Annotated in this window: 15 protein-coding genes; 9 read left to right on the forward strand and 6 right to left on the reverse strand. The window is 73.2% G+C overall.

Translation table 11 applies throughout. From position 1 onward, the window contains the following. The first annotated feature begins 74 nt into the window (after window positions 1–74). Window positions 75–374 carry a hypothetical protein gene (locus tag ACIOC0_RS35150; protein ID WP_402160067.1) on the forward strand — a complete coding sequence of 100 codons (300 nt, stop codon included), beginning with the start codon at window positions 75–77 and terminating at the stop codon, window positions 372–374. A gap of 15 nt (window positions 375–389) precedes the next feature. On the opposite strand, the gene ACIOC0_RS35155 is transcribed toward ACIOC0_RS35150, so the two are convergent. Both ACIOC0_RS35155 and ACIOC0_RS35160 read right to left on the reverse strand, forming a co-directional pair. After that, window positions 390–1,178, reverse strand: coding sequence for a phosphatase (locus ACIOC0_RS35155; RefSeq protein WP_402160070.1), 789 nt, complete (start codon window positions 1,176–1,178; stop codon window positions 390–392). A 95-nt stretch (window positions 1,179–1,273) separates the two neighbouring features. Then, a complete protein-coding gene (locus ACIOC0_RS35160) occupies window positions 1,274–2,773 on the reverse strand; it encodes a PucR family transcriptional regulator ligand-binding domain-containing protein (RefSeq protein ID WP_402160072.1) in 1,500 nt (499 codons plus the stop codon). 177 nt (window positions 2,774–2,950) lie between these two features. On the opposite strand from ACIOC0_RS35160, the gene speB reads away from it, so the two are divergent. Beyond that, window positions 2,951–3,919: an agmatinase gene (gene speB / locus ACIOC0_RS35165; protein WP_402160075.1), complete on the forward strand. Its 969-nt coding sequence runs from the start codon at window positions 2,951–2,953 to the stop codon at window positions 3,917–3,919. Further along, complete coding sequence (locus ACIOC0_RS35170; protein ID WP_402160077.1) at window positions 3,916–5,601, forward strand: thiamine pyrophosphate-binding protein; 1,686 nt, start codon at window positions 3,916–3,918, stop codon at window positions 5,599–5,601. The genes speB and ACIOC0_RS35170 overlap by 4 nt, the downstream gene beginning before the upstream one ends. A 27-nt stretch (window positions 5,602–5,628) precedes the next feature. On the opposite strand, the gene ACIOC0_RS35175 is transcribed toward ACIOC0_RS35170, so the two are convergent. Both ACIOC0_RS35175 and ACIOC0_RS35180 read right to left on the reverse strand, forming a co-directional pair. Then, window positions 5,629–6,438 (reverse strand): endonuclease, encoded by an 810-nt coding sequence (locus tag ACIOC0_RS35175; protein ID WP_352249748.1) that lies wholly within the window; start codon window positions 6,436–6,438, stop codon window positions 5,629–5,631. A gap of 207 nt (window positions 6,439–6,645) precedes the next feature. Then, window positions 6,646–8,907, reverse strand: coding sequence for an ArnT family glycosyltransferase (locus tag ACIOC0_RS35180; protein WP_402160079.1), 2,262 nt, complete (start codon window positions 8,905–8,907; stop codon window positions 6,646–6,648). Window positions 8,908–9,076: 169 nt separating this feature from the next. On the opposite strand from ACIOC0_RS35180, the gene ACIOC0_RS35185 reads away from it, so the two are divergent. The 4 genes from ACIOC0_RS35185 (at window position 9,077) to ACIOC0_RS35200 (ending at window position 15,834) form a co-directional block, all read left to right on the forward strand. After that, a complete protein-coding gene (locus ACIOC0_RS35185) occupies window positions 9,077–9,931 on the forward strand; it encodes a serine hydrolase (protein WP_402160082.1) in 855 nt (284 codons plus the stop codon). Window positions 9,932–10,035: 104 nt separating this feature from the next. Continuing rightward, a complete protein-coding gene (locus ACIOC0_RS35190) occupies window positions 10,036–13,749 on the forward strand; it encodes an ABC transporter ATP-binding protein (RefSeq protein WP_402160085.1) in 3,714 nt (1,237 codons plus the stop codon). 154 nt (window positions 13,750–13,903) lie between these two features. Next, window positions 13,904–14,305, forward strand: coding sequence for a hypothetical protein (locus ACIOC0_RS35195; protein WP_402160088.1), 402 nt, complete (start codon window positions 13,904–13,906; stop codon window positions 14,303–14,305). 104 nt (window positions 14,306–14,409) lie between these two features. Then, window positions 14,410–15,834 carry a S28 family serine protease gene (locus tag ACIOC0_RS35200; RefSeq protein WP_402160090.1) on the forward strand — a complete coding sequence of 475 codons (1,425 nt, stop codon included), beginning with the start codon at window positions 14,410–14,412 and terminating at the stop codon, window positions 15,832–15,834. Window positions 15,835–15,878: 44 nt separating this feature from the next. Here the strand turns inward: ACIOC0_RS35200 and ACIOC0_RS35205 are convergent, their stop codons facing one another. Together ACIOC0_RS35205 and ACIOC0_RS35210 are read right to left on the reverse strand one after the other, a co-directional pair. After that, window positions 15,879–17,666: a glycoside hydrolase family 3 protein gene (locus ACIOC0_RS35205; protein ID WP_402160092.1), complete on the reverse strand. Its 1,788-nt coding sequence runs from the start codon at window positions 17,664–17,666 to the stop codon at window positions 15,879–15,881. Window positions 17,667–18,256: 590 nt separating this feature from the next. Beyond that, entirely contained in the window at window positions 18,257–19,168 is a 912-nt protein-coding gene (locus tag ACIOC0_RS35210) for a LysR family transcriptional regulator (RefSeq protein WP_402160281.1), read from the reverse strand. Window positions 19,169–19,256: 88 nt separating this feature from the next. On the opposite strand from ACIOC0_RS35210, the gene ACIOC0_RS35215 reads away from it, so the two are divergent. Further along, window positions 19,257–20,357 (forward strand): EamA family transporter, encoded by a 1,101-nt coding sequence (locus ACIOC0_RS35215; RefSeq protein ID WP_402160095.1) that lies wholly within the window; start codon window positions 19,257–19,259, stop codon window positions 20,355–20,357. A 104-nt stretch (window positions 20,358–20,461) separates the two neighbouring features. Then, a complete protein-coding gene (locus ACIOC0_RS35220; protein ID WP_402160097.1) occupies window positions 20,462–21,094 on the forward strand; it encodes a GNAT family N-acetyltransferase in 633 nt (210 codons plus the stop codon). Window positions 21,095–21,106: the final 12 nt, after the last annotated feature.

Consider the following 21,106-nt stretch of genomic DNA (forward strand, 5'->3'; position numbering starts at 1 on the left):
CCATCCACCCCTCCGGCGCCCCGTCGAACTCTTCGAAGGGCGCGCGGGCGACGATGGAGCGAAAGGTGATTCCCATGCGAGCACAACGGGTGAGGCGTCTCGCCGTGACGTCCGCCGCCGGCCTGCTGCTGGCCGGCGGCATCGTGGTGGGCACGGCGGGCACCGCGTCGGCGTCCACCGCCTCCCTGGACCGCAACCACAGCCGCCACTGCTACGACGGCTCCTGGTGGTACGGCAACTGCTATCGGGGCGGTTTCCCCGGCAACGTGAGCGGCTTCTACGGCCTGAGCCCGTTCTTCAACCCGTTCAACCCCTACAACTTCTTCTACGGGAACGCCCCTTATTGGGACCTCTACGGCGGCTTCAGGGGCTGACACCGGCCCCGCCCGCTAAGGCAGTCGGGCCGCCGCGAGCAGGTACGCGGTCATCGGGTCGTAGTGGCGCGGGCTGACGACATGGTCGTCCAAGGGCACCGTCACCTGCACGGTGCCCTCCGCCTCGGCGAGGAACAGCGCGGGGTCGTTGCAGTCGGCGTACCCGACGGAGTCGACGCCGTGCTGTCCGGCGTAGCCCGCCCAACCGTGGTCGGCGACGACCAGGTCGGGCAGCGGGCGGCCCTCGCGCTCCAGGCCGGTCAGGATCGCCTTCATCGGCTCGCCCGAGTGGGTGTGCCACAGGGAGGCGCCGTGTTCGAGGACGGCCACGTCCGCGAACTGCATGACGTACCCCTCGTCCGTCTGCAGCCCGTCCGGGATGACGACGATCTCGCAGCCGGCCCGGCGCAGGGCCGCCGCGGTGGCGTGGTGCACGTCGAGCAGGCCGCCGGGGTGGCCGGTGGCGAACAGCACCCGCTGGCGGTCCTCGGCCGCCTTGCGCAGCCGGCCCGCCAGCCGGTCCAGGGCGTCCACGGTCAGCTCGGGGTCGATGGTGTCCTGCCCGTAGCGGAACTCGGGGTCGTCGTTGACGCCGACCCGTTCCGCCATCACGGCGAGCACGTCCTGCTCGTCGGTCCAGCGGTCGCCGAACTCCAGCCCGAACCAGTAGTTGCGCACGCCGTTCGCGAGCTGGCGGTAGTGGGAGAGGTTGTTCTCGCGCGGCGTGGCGACGTCCCCCGCGATACGGGTTCGGACGAGATGGGCGACGAGCTCGTCGCGACTGGGAGTCCCGGGTATCGGCATGCTCCTCATTGTGAGGCAGCCGCCGCCGTCATGAGGCAGTGATCGCCGTCATGAGGCGGTGACCGCCCGCCGCGTCAGTCTCACGAGGGGTCCCCTCACCCGCGCTTCAGCGCGAACCACAGTTCCATGCGCACGTCCGGGTCGTTCAGGTCGACGGAGAGCAGGGCGGCGCAGCGGGCCATCCGCTGGCGGACGGTGTTGCGGTGCACGGACAGCGCGGTCGCCGTCCGGTCCCAACTGCCGTGCAGGGAGAGCCAGGTGCGCAGGGTCTCGGTGAGCGCCGGGGCGCCGGCGAGCGGCGCGAGGAGGGCGCGGGCGTGCGCCTCGGCGTCGTCGGCCGGGACCAGGTCGGTGAGCGCGGAGCGGGCGCCGTGCCGGGCCAGCGGGGTGCGCGTCGCGTGGGCGCGGGCCAGGGCGCGGGCCGCCTGCACGTCGGCGACCGCCCACTCGCCGGGCTCCACGGCGGCGCTCACCCCGAGCGTCCACCCCTCCTGCGCGACCGGCTCCCGCCCGGCCGGCACGAGCACGCGTACCATCCCGTCCCCGGCCCCCTGCTCGGCTCGTTCTCCGGAGTCGACCAGCGCCGACCCGAGCGCGGCCCCCAGCGCCGACGCGGCCATGGCGTCCGGCGCCCGGCCCTGCGGCCGCCCGTGCACCACCCGCCACCGCCCACCGCCCAGCAGCGGGGCCACCTCCTCGGGGGCGGCGCCCAGGAGGAGGCGCACGAGGGCCGAGGAGTGGGCCGCCCCCGTGGCGGTCCGGTGCCCTGCGGTCAGGAGCGACAGCAGCACGGCGGCGACGGAGACGACGGTGTGGTCGCCGGGTTCGCGCCGTGAGGCGGCCACCCCGAGCACGAGACCGCGCCCCGCGCCCAGCGCGTACGCGGTGAGACGGTCGCCGTCCGCGGCGGTGTCGCTGGCGGTGGCGGAGCCCCGCGCGACGACGGCCCGCGCTAGCTCCGCCAGCGCCTCCCGCGTTCCGCTCCCCGGCTCGCGCCCCGCCGCCGCGAGCTGGACGCCCTCGGGCCGGTACAGCACCGCCCAGCCGCCCACGCGCCGGGCCAGCTGCCGCAGGACCGAGGGGACGGGATCCGGGCGGGACGCCGCGGCGGCGAGGCTCTGCTGCGCCTTCGCCACCCGGCGCAGTTCGGCGTGCCGGGCCTCGGCCATCAGCTGCCAGACGGCGCGGGCGACCCCGGAGAACGTGGTCTGCGGCGGCACCTCCAGCAGCGGCAGCCCGTGCGCGTCACAGGCAGCGACCAGCGCGGGCGGCACCCTGTCGTGCACCGGCGCCAGCCCGAAACCGAGCGCGGCCCCGCCCGCGGCGACGACCCGGGCGACGTACGCGTCGAAGTGCTCCTCCGGGCCCGCCGCCTGCGGGATGTGCACCCCCGCCGTCAGCAGCAGCTCACCGCCCAGCAGGTACGGGTACGGGTCCGCCATCTCCGAGGTGTGCGCCCAGTGGACGGCCAGGCCGGGCCCGGACGGCCCGGCGATCTGCCGCAGGCCCAGGTCCTCGCGGGCCAGCAGGGCGGCGAGCGGCACCGGCGGAGTGGGCGGGACCGCGGGATCGGACACGGTGTGCAATCCGTTCATGTCGAGCGTGAGGAGTGGAGGAAACGTACACTTCCGGGCCTCGTCGCGGCCACCTAGGGTCGGCACGCGCACCGAGGCCCGAACTCGTGTCCGACCCGGTTGTGGCCCCCCAGTACAGTCGTCTTCAGCGGTACAGAGCAGTACATATGCGACGACGCGTAGGAAAGAAGGCAGTTCATGAGCAGCAACGAGACGCCGCGCGGCCCGGTCGACTCCTCGCGGATCCCCCGGTACGCCGGTCCCGCGACCTTCGCCCGGCTGCCCCGCCTCGACGAGGTCGGCCGCGCGGACGTCGCCGTCGTCGGCGTGCCGTTCGACTCGGGCGTCTCCTACCGGCCGGGCGCCCGCTTCGGCGGCAACGCCATCCGCGAGGCCTCCCGGCTGCTCAGGCCCTACAACCCGGCGCAGGACGCCTCCCCGTTCGCCCTCGCGCAGGTCGCGGACGGCGGTGACATCGCGGTGAACCCCTTCGACATCCATGAGGCCGTCGAGACCGTCGAGGCGGCCGCCGACGACCTGCTCGGCACCGGCGCCCGCCTGATGACCCTCGGCGGCGACCACACCATCGCCCTGCCGCTCCTGCGCTCGGTCGCCAAGAAGCACGGCCCGGTCGCGCTGCTCCACTTCGACGCCCACCTCGACACCTGGGACACCTACTTCGGCGCCGAGTACACCCACGGCACGCCGTTCCGCCGGGCGGTCGAGGAGGGCATCCTCGACACCGAGGCGCTCTCCCACGTCGGCACCCGAGGCCCGCTCTACGGCAAGCAGGACCTCACCGACGACGAGAAGATGGGCTTCGGCATCGTCACCTCGGCGGACGTCTACCGTCGCGGCGCCGACGAGGTCGCCGACCAGCTGCGCCAGCGCATCGGCGACCGGCCCCTGTACATCTCCATCGACATCGACTGCCTGGACCCGGCCCACGCGCCCGGCACCGGCACGCCCGAGGCCGGCGGCATGACCTCCCGCGAGCTGCTGGAGATCCTGCGCGGCCTGGCGTCCTGCAACCTGGTCTCCGCGGACGTCGTCGAGGTGGCGCCCGCGTACGATCACGCGGAGATCACGTCGGTGGCCGCGTCCCACACGGCGTACGAACTGACCACGATCATGTCCCGCCAGATTGCCGAGGCCCGCGCGAAGTGACACACGACCACGACCTGGTGCTCCGCCCGACCGCCGCTCAGACGGAGGCCGCGCTGAACCCTCCTCCCGGCCGCACCGGCGGAGACCTGGTCGTGGAGACGCTGGCCGGGCTCGGCGCGACGACCGTGTTCGGCCTGCCGGGCCAGCACGCCCTCGGCGTGTTCGACGCCCTGCGCCGCTCCGACCTGCGCTACGTCGGCCTGCGGGTGGAGAACAACGCGGGCTTCGCCGCCGACGCCTACGGCCGTGTCACCGGCGAGGCGACGCCGCTGCTGCTGTCGACGGGCCCGGGAGCCCTGACGTCGCTCGCCGCGCTCCAGGAGGCGGCGGCGGCCAGCGCGCCCGTGCTGGCGATCTGCAGCCAGGTGCCGACGGCCGGGCTGGGCGGCGGCCGTCGCGGCCATCTGCACGAACTCCCCGACCAGGCGGCGTCGTTCAGGGGGATCGTCAAGTCCGTCCACACCGTCCGCGCGCAGTCCCAGATCCCGTCCGCGATCGAGGCGGCCTGGAAGTCCGCGCTGACGGCCCCGCACGGCCCTGTATGGGTGGAGATCCCGCAGGACGTCCTGTCGGCGGCGACGCCGCTCCCGGCGGTGACGGTCGGGGACGCCTTCCCCGAGGAACTGCCCCCGCGCCCCGAACTCACCGCCGTGGCAGCCGACCTGCTCTCCCGCGCCGAGCGCCCGGCGATCATCGCGGGCGGCGGGGTGATCCGGGCGGACGCCTCGGGCAAGCTGCGCAAGCTCGCGGAACGGCTGGACGCGCCCGTGGTGACGACCTTCGGCGGCAAGGGCGCCTTCCCCTGGACCCATCCCCTCTCCCTGAGGTCCTGGCTGGAGGACCGCCACACCACCGACTTCCTGGAGGATGCGGACGTCCTGCTGGTGGTCGGCTCGGGCCTGGGCGAACTGTCGTCCAATTACCACACGTTCGCGCCTCGCGGCCGGGTGATCCAGATCGAGGCGGACCTGGGGAAGCTGGAGGCGAACCACCCCGCGCTGGGCATCCACGCGGACGCCCGTCTCGCGCTCCAGGCGCTGCTGGAGACGGTGGACGAGCGCCGGGACCCTGCCGCCCCGGAGCGGGTCCGCGTCCTCCTCGCGAAGGTCGCCGACCGCATCGCCGCCCAGGAACTCACCCTGGAGCAGGAGGTGCTGGCGTCGGTGCGCGGGGCGCTCCCGGCCGACTCCCCGTCCTTCTGGGACATGACGATCCTCGCGTACTGGGCCTGGTCCGCGTTCGACGCCAAGGGGCCCAACCTCATGCACTCCGCCCAGGGCGCGGGCGGCCTCGGTTACGCCTTCCCGGCGGCGCTCGGCGCGGCGGCCGCCGACCCGACCCGCCCGGTGCTGGCGGTGTCGGGCGACGGCGGCGCGATGTACTCGATCGCGGAGCTCGCGACCGCGCGGCAGCACGACCTGCCCGTGACCTGGCTGATCGTGGACGACGGCGGCTACGGCATCCTGCGCGAGTACATGACCGACGCGTTCGGCCGGGCCACGGCCACCGAGCTGACCGGCCCGGACTTCGTCGCCCTGGCGGAGTCCTTCGGCGTGCCGGCCACGCGCACGACCCCGGAGACCCTGCGAGCCGACCTGGCGCGGGCCCTCGCGACCCCGGGCCCGTCGGTGGTCGTGCTCCCCGCGGTCCTGCGCATGTTCGCGCCGACACACCTGGGCTGACGGCGTTCCCCTACCGGACTGCCTTCGCTACCAGATGGCCTCGACCCATTCCGGGTGGTCGATGAACGGGTTGCGGTTCTTCTGGTAGGTGTCGTAGACGACCTGGTTGCGGCGCTCCTCGAAGGCGCTCGGCGGGTCCTGCTCGTTCCACTGCTTCAGGACGGACAGCTTGCCCATGTAGGGGTTGCTGCCGTTGTTGACCTTCTCGTTCGGTTCGAGGTCGGCGAATCCGTCGCCGCCGTCGTAGCGCACGGCCATGTAGAGGATCATGCGGGCCACGTCGCCCTTGTCCGCGTCGCGCGGCTCGAAGGAGTCGGAGTCCGTGAGGCTGCCGCCTCCGCCGCTGACCGCGCTGCCGCCGTTGTCGAAGTCCTTGTTGCCGCGGATGCTGTTGACCTGGACGTCGGCCGCGCGCAGGTGGTGCAGGTCGGTGCCGGGACCGGTCACCTCGCCGAAGTCGCCGTGGGACTTGGCCCAGGTGTGCTCGCGGTTCCAGTCGCCGAGGTCGCCGCCGTTGAGGGACTTGCTGCGCGAGACGCCGCTGTACAGCAGGATCACGTTGTTGCTGTTGTTCGGGTCCTGGTCGGTGACCTTCAGCGCGTTCCAGACCGCGGAGTACGAGATCTTCGTCTGCGGGGTGATGATCGTGTGCAGGGCCGACTTCAGGCTCGTCCCCGACTTGCCGATCGCGTTCTTGTAGTACGTCTGGTCGTACGCGGTGGTGGTGGCCGCGGCGGGGGTCGCGGTCAGGGCGGGGGCGGTGAGACCGACCAGGACGGCGGAGGTGGCGAGGGCCACCGTCTTCCACCGGCGTGAGCGGGTCGTCGTAGCCAGCATGTGGGGTGTCCGATCTACGCGGGTCGAGGGGAGGCGGCAATCGGGAGAGTGACATGCACATGCAGCCTTGTAAATGAATCCGGCATGTCGAGTGGATGACGGAAAGCGGCAAGTCAGGTTTTGTCTACGCGAGTTGATCGCGATGGGGATGCGAGGACGGCCCCGGCTCGGTCGAGCGGGGGCCGTCGGTGACGCGGTGACGGTCCGTCAGTTCACGTCGGAGGCGTCCAGGCGGTAGATCGTCGAGGAGTTGGAGTCGCTGGCGGAACTGGAGTCGGAGGAGTTCGCGTTCTCGGACGTGTCGCCCGAAGCCGACTCCTGCGTCGCCGCGGCGGAGCTGTATTCGCTCTCCTGTACCGCCGTCCCGTTCTTCTGCACCCACGCGGTCACCTCGGAGCTCGCCGTGGAGCCGCCACCGGGGCCGCCGCCCATGCCGCCGCCGAGCTGGACGTAGTGCAACTCGCCCTTCTTCACCAGCTCCTTGAGCCTGGCCAGGGTCATCGCGTTGTCACTGCCGGACCAGCCCCACATCGAGATCACCGGCTCGCCGCTGCTGAGGACGAGCTGCGCCGCGCTCTGCGAACCGGACACCGCCAGCAGCCACTTGGCGCCGTCCTGGTTCTTCTTCAGGTACGCGATCAGCTCGCTGCTCGCGCCGCCCATCCCGCCTCGCGCCATTCCGCCTCGTGCCATCCCACCTTGGGCCGTTCCTCCTTGGGCCGTTCCGCCGCCCGTGCCCGCGCCGGAGGGAGGCGTGCCGCCGGCCGTTCCGCCGCCCGGCAGTTCACCCCCGCCGGGGAAGCCGCCGGCCTGTCCGTCGCCCTGCCCGTCGGCCTGAGCGCCGTCCTGGCCGCCGCGCTGGGCGCCGTTCGGAGCCTCGCCCTGACCGCCGCCGGGGAACCCGCCTCGTCCGCCACCGCCCCCGAAGCCGCCGTTGCCCGTGGTCGGACCGGCCGTCGGGTTGACGCCGCCCATGCCGCCTCCCGTGCCCGCCGGCACCGACCAGGCGTACGCCGCCGGGCCCGCCACCGCCGCGACGACCGCCGCCGCCACCGAGGCGGCCAGCAGCCGCGCCCGGGCGCCGGAACGGAACACGAACAGGCCCGTGACCGCCAGCGCCATGACCACGCCCACGGACGGCCACAGCCAGGTGTTCCAGCCGGACGCCCGGCGCAGCAGCACGATCGCCCAGACGGCGGTGACGCCCAGCGCGAGCGGCAGCACCCACGCCCAGCGCCGGTCGGCGCGGAACGCGCGCAGCAGCATCGCGCCGCCGCCCCCGCACAGGGCCGCGACGCCGGGGGCGAGCGCGGTCGTGTAGTACGGGTGCATGGTGCCCTCGGCCAGGGCGAACGTCAGGTAGTGCAGCAGCGTCCAGCCGCCCCACAGCAGCAGCGCGGCGCGGGTGAGGTCGGTGCGCGGCGCACGGCCGCACAGGACGAGGCCGGCGACGAGGGCGATGGCCGAGAAGGGGAGCAGCCAGGAGATCTGCCCGCCGAGGACGTCGTTGAACAGCCGGCCGATGCCGGCGGCCCCGGAGAAGCCGCCGCCTCCGCCACCGCCGCCCCCGCCGTTGCCCTCGCCGCCGAAGATCCGGCCGAGACCGTTGTAGCCCATGATCAGGTTCCAGGCGCTGCCGTCGGTGGAGCCGCCGATGTAGGGCCGCTCGTCGGCCGGGACCAGGGACACGGCCGCCGCCCACCAGAAGCTGGACACGGCCAGCGCCACCCCTGCGACCAGCAGGTTGACGATCCGCTTCACCGGCGTCGGCCTGGCCGCGTACAGGTAGACCGCGAAGACGGCGGGCAGCGCGATGTAGCCCTGGAGCATCTTGGTGTTGAAGGCCAGCCCGAAGCAGACCGCCGAGCCGACGAGCGGCAGCAGCCTGCCGTCGCGCACGGCCCGCAGGGCCAGCGCCGCGCCGCCCGCCATCAGGAACACCAGGAGCGTGTCGGGGTTGTTGTCGCGGTTGATGGCGACGGTGATCGGGGTCAGCGCGAGCACCAGCGCGGCGAGGGCCGCCGCGCCGTGGCCCCACACACGCTTCACCGAGGAGTGCACGATCCAGACGGTGGCGAGGGCCGCCAGGATCAGCGGCAGCATCATCTGCCAGGTGCCGAAGCCGAACAGCCGGCAGGACAGGCCCATCACCATCAGGGCGAAGGGCGGCTTGTCGACGGTCAGGAAGTTCCCCGCGTCCAACGAGCCGAAGAACCAGGCCTTCCAGCTCTGTGTGCCGCTCAGCACGGCGGCGCTGTAGAAGCTGTTGAGGGACGAGCCCGAGAGGTTCCAGGAGTACAGCGCCGCCGCCAGGGCGAGGATCGCGAGCAGTGCGGGGAGCGACCAGCGCGGCGCCCGCTCCGGTGGCGCGGGCGCGGCTGACGACGTCGGCGCCGGCGACGACGTGGCCGTCGCGGGCCGGTCGGGGGAGGCGGTCGGCTGGGGGAGGGGATCGGTGGCTGAGGTCACCCTTCGCATGCTGCAGGCCGGTCGTGGGTGGCCGCTGTGCCGGACCTGGTCGTCTCCTGTGAAGGCCGCCGGGGCGTCAAGACGCCCGCCGCTAAACGGCCCCGAGCCCTTCGAGCGCCAAGGCCCCTCATTCGTACAACTTTTCGCTGAACTCGTGTGTCAATCCTGCATGACTCACCGGACATTCAGACGCACGAGGAGACTGCTCGCCACCACGATCGGCGTGGGCGTCCTCGTCACAGGGGTGGCCGCCGCCTCGCCTGCCGCGGCCGCTCCTGCCGCCGTCAGCTGCACCTCGGCCAAGGCGGGACTCGCCGCCAAACTCAAGAAGGACATCACCGCCGCGCTCGCGGGCCGCGCCGGCACCGTCGCCGTGGGCCTCTACGACCGCAGCACCAACACCACCTGCACCCTGCGCGCCTCCACCGCCTTCGACTCCGCCAGCGTGGTCAAGGTCACGGTCCTGTCCGCCCTGCTGTGGGACGCGCAGAAGACCAAGCGGGGCCTGACCGCCCGTGAGCGGACCCTCGCCACGGCCATGATCACCAAGTCGGACAACGCCTCCACCACCGCCCTGTGGAACCAGCTCGGCCTGACCAAGATCAAGGGCTTCCTCGCCGCCGCGAAGATGACGCAGACCAAGCCGGGCGCGAACGGCTACTGGGGCCTGACCCAGATCACCGTCACCGACGAGCAGAAGCTGCTCGGGCTGCTCACCGCCAAGAACACGGTGCTCCTCGACTCCTCCCGCGCCTACGTCCTCCGGCTCATGGGCCAGGTCGTGGCGAGCCAGCGCTGGGGTACGCCCTACGGCAAGCCCGCGAACGTCACCCTCCAGGTGAAGAACGGCTGGCTGTCCCGGGCCACCAACGGCTGGCGCGTGCACAGCCTGGGCACCTTCAAGGGCGGCGGCCACGACTACCAGATCACCGTCCTCACCCACGGCAACAGCACCATGAACTACGGCATCGCCACCATCCAGGGCGTCGCCAAGGTCATCCACCGGGATCTCGCGGCCTCCTGAGCCCCGCCCCGCTCCCTCGTGGGCCGGAACGTGACAGAGGGATGAAATCCGCTTCCCTCGGCGTTGGTGCCTTCCGGTAGATCAGGACGACCGGAGGGCACCGCGTGGAACCGCAACGGGGATGGGCGAGGAGACTGGCGAGCTACGCGTGGCGCCATCCGGCGGACGTGGTACTGGCGCTCGTCTCGTCACTCGCCGGCATGGCCGTGATGGCCGTCGTCCCGCTGATCACCAAGGTGATCATCGACGACGTCATCGGCGGCCACACCCGCTCCATGGCCCCCTGGGCGGGCGCCCTGGTCGCCGCCGCGGTCCTCGTCTACGGCCTCACCTACGTCCGCCGCTACTACGGCGGCCGGCTCGCCCTCGACGTCCAGCACGACCTGCGCACGGAGATGTTCGCGACGATCGCCCGGCTCGACGGGCGCCGGCAGGACGAGTTGTCCACCGGGCAGGTCGTCGGCCGCGCCACCAGCGACCTCCAGCTCATCCAGAGTCTGCTGTTCATGCTCCCGATGACCATCGGGAACGTCCTGCTCTTCCTGATCTCCCTCGCCGTCATGGCGTGGCTGTCCCCGCCGCTCACCCTCGTCGCGCTGGCCGTCGCCCCCGCCCTGTGGTGGATCGCCCGGCGCAGCCGCCGCAGGCTCCACCCCGCGACCTGGTACGCGCAGGCCCAGGCGGCGGCCGTGGCCGGCGTGGTCGACGGGGCGGTCAGCGGGGTGCGCGTGGTGAAGGGGTTCGGGCAGGAGGAGCAGGAGACCGGGAAGCTCAGGGAGGTCGGCCGCAGGCTCTTCGCGGGCCGGCTCCGCACGATCCGCCTGAACGCCCGCTACACCCCGGCCCTCCAGTCCGTCCCCGCCCTCGGCCAGGTCGCGATGCTCGCCCTCGGCGGCTGGCTCGCCGTGCGCGGGCACATCACCCTCGGCACGTTCGTCGCCTTCTCCACCTACCTCGCCCAGCTCGTCGGCCCGGTCCGCATGCTCGCCGTGGTCCTCACCGTCGGCCAGCAGGCCCGCGCCGGCACCGAACGGGTCCTGGAGCTGATCGACACCGAGCCGTCGATCCGGGAGGGCGTCAAGGAGCTGCCCGCCGACGCGCCCGCGACCGTCGAGTTCGACGACGTCTCCTTCGCCTACGAGGACGGCCGCCCCGTCCTGGACGGCCTCACCTTCGAGATCCGCCCCGGCGAGACCCTCGCCGTCGTCGGCTCCTCCGGCTCCGGCAAGTCGACCGTCTCCCTGCTGCTCCCGCGCTTCTACGACGTCACCCGGGGCGCCGTCCTCATCGGCGGCCACGACGTGCGCGAGCTCACCCTCGACTCGCTGCGCGCCGCGATAGGCCTGGTCCCCGAGGACTCGTTCCTCTTCTCCGACACCGTCCGCGCCAACATCGCCTACGGCCGCCCCGACGCCACCGACGACGAGATCAGGGCCGCCGCTCACGCGGCGCGCGCCGACCGGTTCATCGACGAGCTGCCCGACGGCTACGCCACAAAGGTCGGCGAGCACGGCCTGACCCTGTCCGGCGGCCAGCGCCAGCGGATCGCCCTCGCGCGCGCCCTCCTCACCGACCCGCGCCTGCTCGTCCTCGACGACGCCACCTCCGCCGTGGACGCCCAGGTCGAGCACGAGATCCACGAGGCGCTCAAGCACGTCATGGCGGGCCGCACGACCCTCCTCATCGCCCACCGCCGCTCCACGCTGAACCTCGCCGACCGCATCGCAGTCCTCGACGACGGCCGGCTCGCCGACCTCGGCACCCACGAGGAACTGCAGAAACGCTCCGCGCTCTACCGCCGCCTCCTCACCGACCCCGACGAGCTCGGCGGCGTCTCCCCGGGCCACACCCACCCCGCACCGCCGCGCGAGGACACGTCGGTGCGCGCGGAGCTCGACGCCGAGTTCGACGCCGAGCGGGGCCTCACCCCCCGGCTGTGGACGGGCGAGCGCACCCCCCGGGACGCCGCGCTCGACGGCACCCCGGCCACGCCCGAGCTGCTCGCCCAGGTGGAGGCGCTCCCGCCGGCGACCGACCTCCCCGAAGTCGACGAGTCCCGCGCGGTCACCCCCGAGGACTCCTACGGCCTGCGCCGGCTGCTGCGCGGCTTCGGGCGGCCCCTGCTGATCAGCCTCGGCCTGGTCGCCGTGGACGCCGGCATGGGCCTGCTGCTGCCGGTGACGATCCGGCACGGCATCGACGACGGGGTCGGCCGGGCGGCGCTGGGCGCGGTGTGGGCGGCCTCGCTGCTCGCCCTGTGCGCCGTCCTCGCCCAGTGGGCCGCGCAGAGCGGTGAGATCCGGATGACCGGCCGCACCGGCGAGCGGGTCCTGTACGCGCTGCGCCTGAAGATCTTCTCCCAGCTCCAGCGGCTCGGGCTCGACTACTACGAGCGGGAGTTGACCGGCCGGATCATGACGCGGATGACCACTGACGTGGACGCGCTGTCGACGTTCCTGCAGACGGGCCTGGTCACCGCGTTCGTCTCGCTCGTCACCTTCTTCGGCATCATGGTCGCCCTGCTGGTGCTGGACGTGGAGCTCGCGCTCGTCGTGTTCGCGACCCTGCCGCCGCTGGTCGTCGCCACGTACTTCTTCCGCCGGGCCAGCGTGAAGGCCTACGAACTCGCCCGGGAGCGGATCGCGCTGGTCAACGCCGATCTCCAGGAGTCGGTGGCCGGGCTGCGGATCGTGCAGGCGTTCCGGCGTGAGCGGGACGGCGCCGCGCGGTTCGCGGAGCGCAGCGACGGCTACCGCCGGGCGCGCATCCGCGGCCAGTGGATGATCTCGGTGTACTTCCCGTTCGTGCAGTTCCTGTCGTCGGCCGCCGCGGCGGCCGTCCTGGTGGTCGGCGCGGGCCGGATCGACGACGCGACGCTCACCACGGGCGCCCTGGTCGCCTACCTCCTCTACATCGACCTGTTCTTCGCCCCCGTGCAGCAGCTCTCCCAGGTCTTCGACGGCTACCAGCAGGCCACCGTCTCGCTCGGCCGCATCCAGGAGCTGCTGCGCGAGCCGGCCTCCACGAAGTCCGCCGACGAGCCGCTCCAGGTGCTGTCGCTGCGCGGCGAGATCGCCTTCGAGGACGTGCACTTCCGCTACGGCCCCGCCGACGACCCCGAAGAGGCCCTGACCGGCATCGACTTGAGGATCCCCGCCGGGCAGACCGTGGCCTTCGTCGGCGAGACCGGCGCGGGCAAGTCGACGCTGGTCAAGCTGGTGGCCCGGTTCTACGACCCGACCTCGGGCCGGGTGCTGGTCGACGGCACGGACCTGCGTTCCCTCGACCTCACCTCCTACCGCCACCGGCTCGGCGTCGTCCCGCAGGAGGCCTACCTCTTCCCCGGCACGGTCCGCGACGCCATCGCCTACGGCCGGCCGGACGCCGGCGACGCCGAGGTGGAGGCGGCGGCGCGGGCCGTCGGCGCGCACGAGATGATCGCCACGCTGGAGGGCGGCTATCTGCACGAGGTCGCCGAGCGGGGCCGCAACCTGTCCGCCGGGCAACGGCAGTTGATCGCGCTGGCCCGCGCCGAACTCGTCGACCCCGACGTGCTGCTGCTGGACGAGGCGACGGCCGCCCTGGACCTCGCGACGGAGGCCCAGGTCAACCAGGCCACCGACCGGCTCGCCGGCCGCCGTACCACGCTCGTGGTCGCCCACCGGCTGACCACGGCGGCGCGCGCGGACCGGGTGGTCGTGATGGACCACGGCAGGGTCGTCGAGGACGGCGCCCACGAGGAACTGCTCGCGCGCGACGGACGGTACGCGGCGCTGTGGCGGACTTTCGTCGGGGAGCCGGTCGCCACGTCGAGCTGACGGCGGCCGCGCCCGTCCCGCCTGTCCCGCCGCGTCCCGTGCCGCGGCGGGGCAACCGTTCACCCCGCCCGGTGCGTCCGTACATCAGTACGGCGGCACACCAGTGCTGTCGTATGTCTGTACGACGATGGCGGCGGAGCGGGAGGCGCGGACCGTGGACCTTGGTGAGACGCATGGGCGACCGACGGCCGCACTGACCGCACTGGCCGTGCTCGTCGCCTCGGTCCTCATCGGGCTGCTCACGCCGGGCAGCGCCGAGGCCGCCGCGGCCGCCCCCTGCGCCGGCCGGAAGGTGCGGACCGTGACGTTCTCCACCGGCTCGGTGCACGTCTACAACAACCGCGGCATGGTCTGCGCCTACACCGTGCAGAAACGTCCCGGCGCGAACAAGCGGATGTCGATCAGCCTCCAGGCGCGCGGCCACCGGCCCCGGCAGCTGACCGGCGACCGGACCGCCCGGATCGGCCCGGTCGACGTCTACGCCGGCCACCGCTGGGTGCTGGTCAGGGGCTCCGTCGGCGCAGGCTCGGGCAGTTCCGGCTGGTTCCGCTCCTGACAGATACGGGCGTTGCGGACGCCGCCGCCCAACCCCCTCTGGTGTGAAGGGTGTTGCTCCGATAGCTTCCGGCACATCCGACTCACAGGGAAGGGTGCACGCGCATGCGCAAGGCGCTCAGATGGCTGCTGGCGTTCACCGTGCTGATAGGCATGGTGAGCACGGCCCACGCGGCCACCGCCGCACAGCCCGAAGCCGCAGACATAAAGGACCGGCTGCTCTCCATACCGGGCGTCAGCCTGATCCAGGAGAAGCCGTACCCCGGCTACCGTTACTTCGTACTGAATTTCACCCAGCCGGTGGACCACCGGGACCCCGCCAAGGGCACGTTCCAGCAGCGGATCACCGTGCTGCACAAGGACGTCAGCCGGCCCACGGTCTTCTACACCGGCGGCTACAGCGTCTCCACCAACCCCGGCCGCCGCGAGCCCACGCAGATCGTGGACGGCAACCAGGTCTCCATGGAGTACCGCTTCTTCACCCCGTCCCGCCCCGAGCCCGCCGACTGGTCCAAGCTGGACATCTGGCAGGCCGCGAGCGACCAGCACCGCATCTTCACGGCCCTCAAGGCGATCTACCCGAAGAACTGGATCTCCACCGGCGGCTCCAAGGGCGGCATGACGGCCACCTACTACGAGCGTTTCTACCCGCGTGACATGGACGGCGTGGTCGCCTACGTCGCTCCCAACGACGTGGTGAACGACGAGGATTCGGCCTACGACCGCTTCTTCGCCAAGGTCGGCACCAAGGAGTGCCGCGACCGCCTGAACGCCGTCCAGCGCGAGGCGCTGGTGCGCCGCGAGCCGCTGGAGAAGCGGTACACCGAGTACGCCGCGACCGAGGGCCTTACCTTCGACACCATCGGCGGCCTGGACCGCGCCTACGAGGCCGTCGTCCTCGACTACGTGTGGGGCTTCTGGCAGTACAGCCTGCTGTCGGACTGCGACTCCATCCCCGCCGACGCCAAGTCCGCGACGGACGACGAGATCTGGACCTCCATCGACACGATCTCCGGGTTCTCCGCCTACGCCGACCAGGGCCTCGCGGCGTACACGCCGTACTACTACCAGGCGGGCACCCAGCTCGGCGCGCCCACCATCCGTTTCCCGCACATCGAGCGCCGGTACATCCGCTACGGCTACCAGCCCCCGCGCAACTTCGTCCCCCGGGACATCCCGATGCGCTTCCAGCAGTTCGCCATGGGGGACGTCGACGCCTGGGTGCGCCATCACGCCCGCCACATGCTCTTCGTCTACGGCCAGAACGACCCGTGGGGCGCGGAGCCGTTCCGCCTCGGGCCCGGCTCGAAGGACTCCTACGTCTTCACCGCGCCCGGCATGAACCACGGCGCGAACGTCGCCGGACTGGTCGCCGACGAGAAGGCCCTCGCCACCGCCCGCATCCTCGAGTGGGCGGGCGTCGCCCCGGCCGCCGTCAAGGCCGACGCCGCGCAGGCCAAGCCGCTGGCCAGGTTCGACGCCAAGCTGGACGTGCGTGACGTGGAGCGGGAGCCCGCCCTGCGTCCGTGACGCCGCCTCGGGCGCCGCGCCACGCAGTGCGCGGCGTCCCGAGGTCAGTAGGTCAGGCCGTGGCCGACCGGGTACAGCGTGCGCGTCGGATCGTCGGCGCGCCGCACCGGCACCGGCAGCCGCCCGTGCGGCGGCACGACTCCGGCGATCACCCTGGCCGCGGCGCGCAGTTCGACGTCGGTCCAGGAATAAGTCGCCAAGCAGGCGCGCACCCGCGGTAGTCGAGCCACGTCGTACGGGTTGCGGACGGCGACCGCGACCGTCGGCCGCCCGGTCGCCAGCAGCCGCTCCACCAGAGTCCGCTGCGCGCTGTCCGCGGTGACCTCGTACGTCGCCGCCACCACCGCGTCGGCCTCGCCCGCCCGCGTCACCGCCCGCTCGATGACGGCGTCGGACGGGGCCGTCCCCGTGGACAGGGCGGTCGCCGTGAAGCCCAACTCGCCGAAGGCGGCGGCGAGCACGGAGGTCGGCGGGCCCGTGGTGCCCGTCGGGGAGGCCGGATCGGCGCCCACCACCAGAAGCCGGCGGTGCCTGCGGGGCGACAGCGGCAGCAGCGGGCCCTCGTTCACCAGCAGCGTCGTCGTCCGCTCGGCGATACGGTCCGCCGCCGCGAGATGCGCCCGCGCGCCCACCGTCCGCCGCACGCCGACCCGGCTGACGTACGGGTCCGCGAACAGGCCCAGCCTCGCCTTCAGCCGCAGGATCCGCAGGACCGACTCGTCGAGCCGCGCCCGCGTCAGCTCCCCCTCCCGCACGGCCCTCACCACGGCGTCGAAGGCGACGTCCAGCCTCGGCGGGTTGAGGAGCTGGTCGACGCCCGCCTCGAGCGCCAGCACGGGGACCCGTTCGTCGCCGTACTTGGTGCGCACGCCCGCCATGTCCAGGGCGTCGGTCACCACGACCCCGTCGTAGCCGAGGCGTTCACGCAGCAGACCGGTGACGACGGGCCGTGAGAGGGTGGCCGGGTCGCCGCCGGCCGAGTCCAGCGCCGGCATCAGCAGATGCGCGGTCATGATCGAGTCGACGCCGGCCGCGATCGCCGCCCGGAACGGCACGGCGTCCAGCTCCTCCCACACCTGACGGCTGTGCGTGACGACGGGGAAGCCGAAGTGACTGTCGACGGCGGTGTCGCCGTGCCCCGGGAAGTGCTTCGCGGTCGCCGCGACCCCGGCCGACCGGTAGCCCCTGATCTCCGCGTCGACGAAGCCGGCCACCGCCTCCGGGACGGCCCCGAACGAGCGCACCCCGATCACCGGGTTGGCCGGGTCCACGTTCACGTCGGCCACGGGGGAGTAGTTCTGCCGGATGCCCATCGCACGCAGCTCCCGGCCCGCGATCCGCCCGAGCGTGCGGGCGTCGGCGCGGGAACCGCCGGCGCCGACCGCCATCGCGCCCGGGAACAGCGTGGCCGGCGCGCCGACACGGGCGACGATCCCGTGCTCCTGGTCGGTGGAGATCAGCACCGGCAGCCCGCGCGGCCGCCGCAGCGAGGCCCGCTGGATCCCGTTGGAGAGGTCGGCGGTCTGGAGCGGGTCGCGGGTGTTGTGGGCCCAGGTGAAGTAGATGATCCCCCCGACGTGGTAACGGTCGATCAGCTCGGCGGCGCTGCGCACGCCCAGCTCGCGGAGGTTGGCCTCGGCGTCGGCCGGGTCCGGGTCGGTCGCCGAGTGGCCGTACACCCTGGTGACGAAGAGCTGGCCGGCCTTCTCCTCGACGGACATACGCGCGATCAGCGCGCGCAGGCGGCGGTCGTCGGCGCGGGCGGTGCCGCTGAGGGAGAGGGCCGCTGTGAGACCGGCGGTGGCGGTGAGAACGGTACGTCGGGAGGGCATGTGCGCTCCTTGCGGGGACCGGCGGGGGGTCCGGCCGGGGGCCGGGCGGGGCTTCGGTGGCGCACGGTACCCGCGGCGGGGCCGCCATCGGCGGATTGAGGGGGGGCGCGCCGATGGCGGGGCGCTGCGGGCCCCGGACGGTACGGGTCCGGCCGGGGGCCGGGCGGGGCTTCCGGTGGGGCACGGTACCCGTGGCGGGGCCGCCATCGGCGCATTGGAGGGGGCGTGCCGACGGCGGGGCGCTACGGGCCCCGGACGGTACGGCTCGGTCTCGCCCGGTACGGCCCGGCCCGGTGCGACGGCCCGCGCCTCCGACCGAGCGTTGTCACCGGGCTCGGCCCGGCTCGGCACGGCTCAGTCCTGCACGGCTGGATCCGGCCTGGCCCGACCGGCCGGGAACAGTCGGCAGGGCGGCCGTGGCCTCCGGCCTGGCCCGGCTCCGTCCGGCGGTCCGGCTCGGCACGGCTCAGTCCTGCACGGCTGGATCCGGCCTGGCCCGACCGGCCCGGACCGTCGGCACGGCGGCCGTGGCTTTGCGCCGGGGCTCGTGCGCGCCCGCCGGGTGGGTCCGTGCGCGCCCGCCAGGTGGGTCAGTGGGCGGCCGCGACCCTCGGCCAGTGCTCCCGCAGGGTCCGTACCGTCTCCGCGATCGCCGGCCGGCGGGCCGCGCCCGTGCGCCACAGCGCGTACAGCCGCCGCACCGGCATCGGGTCGAGCCGCACCTCCACCACCCCCGCCGGCAGCGGCCCGCGCCCCAGCCGCGGGATGAGGGCGACACCGAGGCCGGCGGCGACCAGGGCGACCAGTGTCGGGTTCTCCTCGGCCTGGTGGACGAGATCCGGCTCGTGCCCAGCCGCGCGCAGCGTGCGCAGCAGCCAGTCGTGGCAGACCCGGCCCGGCGGCTGGCAGATCCACCGCTCGCCGCCCAGCTCCTCCCGGCGGACGGCGCTCCGCCCGGCGAACGGGTGCCCCTCGGGAACCAGCAGGTCGCACAGGTCGTCCCCGATCACCGCCTGCTCCACCCCCGCCGGGGCGGGCAGCGGCGCGATGTCCCAGTCGTGGGCGACGACGAGGTCCACGGCGCCCTTCGCGACCAGGTCCACGGACAGGTCCGGGTCGACCTCGGTGAGACGGGCGTCCAGCGCCGGATGCCGGTCCGCGAGGTCGGCCAGCACGGCGGGCATCAGGCCGCGCGCCGCCGACGCGAACGCGGCCACGCTCAGCCGACCCGCCGGAACACCCCTGCGCTCCTCAAGACCGGTCTCCGCCCGCTCGATGATCGTCAGCAACTCCTGCGCCGTCGAGGCGAGTTGCAGCGCCTCGTCGGTGAGACGGACGCCGCGCCCCTCCCGTTCCAGCAGAGTGGTCCGGGTCTCCCGCTCCAGCTTGGCGATCTGCTGGGACACGGCCGACGGCGTGTAGCCGAGCGCGGCGGCCGCGCCGCCGACGGTGCCGTGCACGGCGACGGCGTGCAGGGCCCGCAGGCGCTGGAGGTCGAGCACGACGGGCTCCTCACGTAAGCGTTGCTTCATCCCATCATGCAGCAGACTTCGCTGGTGCTTCACAGTCACGCGGGGAGATCCTCGACGCATGCGCCTGCCTCCCGCCCATCTCGCCCTCGCCGTCCTGGTCGCAGCCGTCTGGGGCGTGAACTTCACCGTCATCGAGATCGGCCTCGACCACTTCCCGCCGCTCCTCTTCTCCGCCCTGCGTTTCCTCGTGGCCGCGCTGCCCGCCGTATTCTTCGTGGGCCGCCCCAGGACGGCGTGGAAGTGGATCGTCGCGGTGGGCCTGGTGCTCGGGGTCGCGAAGTTCGGGCTCGTGTTCGTCGGCATGGACGCGGGAATGCCGGCCGGACTGACCTCCCTGGTCCTCCAGATACAGGCGGTGTTCACGGCGGGCATCGCCGCGGTCGTCCTCGGCGAACGCCCCACCCCGCTGCGGGTGTTGGGCATGGCCGTGGCCCTCGCCGGCATCGCCGTGGCGGCCGTGGACGAGGGCTCCTCGGGCCCGCTCGGCGCCTTCGTGCTGGTCGTGGCGGCGGCGGCGTGCTGGGGCGCGTCGAACGTCCTCACCCGCAAGGCCTCCCCGCCGGACGCCCTGAACTTCATGGTGTGGGTCAGCACCGTCCCCGTCCTGCCGCTGCTGGCTCTGTCCCTCCTCACGGAAGGCCCGTCCCGGGACTGGGAGGCGCTGCGCACGCTGGACTGGCAGGGCGTCGGCACGATCGCCTTCGTCGCGTGGGTATCGACAGTCTTCGGCTTCGGCGCGTGGGGCTGGCTCCTGCACCGCCATCCGGCATCCATGGTGGCCCCGTTCTCCCTCCTGGTCCCCGTCTTCGGCATGAGCGCGGCGGCGGTGATCCTGGGCGAACCGGTGAGCGGCCTGCGAGGGTGCGCGGCGGCACTGCTGGTGGGTGGAGTGGCGCTGACGTCACTGGCACCGGCGGGGCGGAGGAGGGCGACGGGGGTGCCGGGGACGCCGCCGGGGGAGTCGGGCGAGTCCGGGGAGCTGAGGGAATCGGGGGAGTTGGGGGAGCTGAGGGAGCCGGGGACGCCGTCGGCTTCCGTAGTGCCGCATGACCGGCGGTCACCGGTCCCGGTCGCGGCCCCGGCCTCGGTCCCGGTCGCGGCCCCGGCCCCGGTCCCGGCCGAGGCCCCGGTCCCGGCCTCGGCCGAGGCCCCGGCCTAGGTCCCGGCGCACTCCGGAAACCCGTTCGACGACTCCCGTCGTGTCCGCGAGACTTCCCCCGGATTCGATGACACGCTCGCACAGCCGCGGAAGGACATCACCGGGTGAGTTTCCGACTGGAGGGGCCGGTTCTCGAGGGCGCGCTCGTGCGCCTGGAGCCGCTGGAGCACAGGCACGCCGACGACTTGGCGGTGGCGGCGGAGGAGAACCGGGGGACGTACGCGTACACGTGGGTCCCGAGAGCCGACGAGGTCGGCGACTACGTCGACGCGCAGCTCGCCCGCGCGGCGACGGGCCGGCTCGCGCCGTACGCCCAGATCTCGCTCGCCACGGGCCGGGCGGTCGGCGCCACGTCGTACTGGGAGCCGCGCTCCTGGCTGGACGAGGACCGCCTGGACGCCGTGGAGATCGGGTTCACCTGGCTGGCGGGCTCGGCGCAGGGCACCGGCGTCAACGCCGAGGCCAAGTTCCTCCTCTTCCGGCACGCCTTCGAGGAGTGGGGCGTCTCACGGGTCGACCTCAAGTCGGACGCCCGCAACAGCCGTTCCCGGGCGGCCATCGAGAGCGTGGGCGCCCGCTTCGAGGGCGTGCTGCGCAACTGGTCCCGTTCCTGGGCCCCCGGCGAGGACGGCCGACTGCGCGACACCGCGGTCTTCTCGATCACGGCGGAGGAATGGCCCGAGCGGCGCGTCCGGCTGGAGGAACGGGTGGCGAGGTTCCGGTCACGGACGAGGTGACATCGCCCGTCA

It is taken from the genome of Streptomyces sp. NPDC088254, assembly GCF_044740925.1.
Classification (GTDB): domain Bacteria; phylum Actinomycetota; class Actinomycetes; order Streptomycetales; family Streptomycetaceae; genus Streptomyces.

Excerpts from the sequence above, each read along its gene's own strand:
- ACIOC0_RS35150 (WP_402160067.1), top strand. The coding sequence starts at position 75 with ATGCGAGCACAACGGGTGAGGCGTCTCGCCGTGACGTCCGCCGCCGGC.
- ACIOC0_RS35155 (WP_402160070.1), bottom strand. The coding sequence starts at position 1,178 with ATGCCGATACCCGGGACTCCCAGTCGCGACGAGCTCGTCGCCCATCTC.
- ACIOC0_RS35160 (WP_402160072.1), bottom strand. The coding sequence starts at position 2,773 with ATGAACGGATTGCACACCGTGTCCGATCCCGCGGTCCCGCCCACTCCG.
- speB (WP_402160075.1), top strand. The coding sequence starts at position 2,951 with ATGAGCAGCAACGAGACGCCGCGCGGCCCGGTCGACTCCTCGCGGATC.
- ACIOC0_RS35175 (WP_352249748.1), bottom strand. The coding sequence starts at position 6,438 with ATGCTGGCTACGACGACCCGCTCACGCCGGTGGAAGACGGTGGCCCTC.
- ACIOC0_RS35185 (WP_402160082.1), top strand. The coding sequence starts at position 9,077 with ATGACTCACCGGACATTCAGACGCACGAGGAGACTGCTCGCCACCACG.
- ACIOC0_RS35200 (WP_402160090.1), top strand. The coding sequence starts at position 14,410 with ATGCGCAAGGCGCTCAGATGGCTGCTGGCGTTCACCGTGCTGATAGGC.
- ACIOC0_RS35205 (WP_402160092.1), bottom strand. The coding sequence starts at position 17,666 with ATGCCCTCCCGACGTACCGTTCTCACCGCCACCGCCGGTCTCACAGCG.
- ACIOC0_RS35215 (WP_402160095.1), top strand. The coding sequence starts at position 19,257 with ATGCGCCTGCCTCCCGCCCATCTCGCCCTCGCCGTCCTGGTCGCAGCC.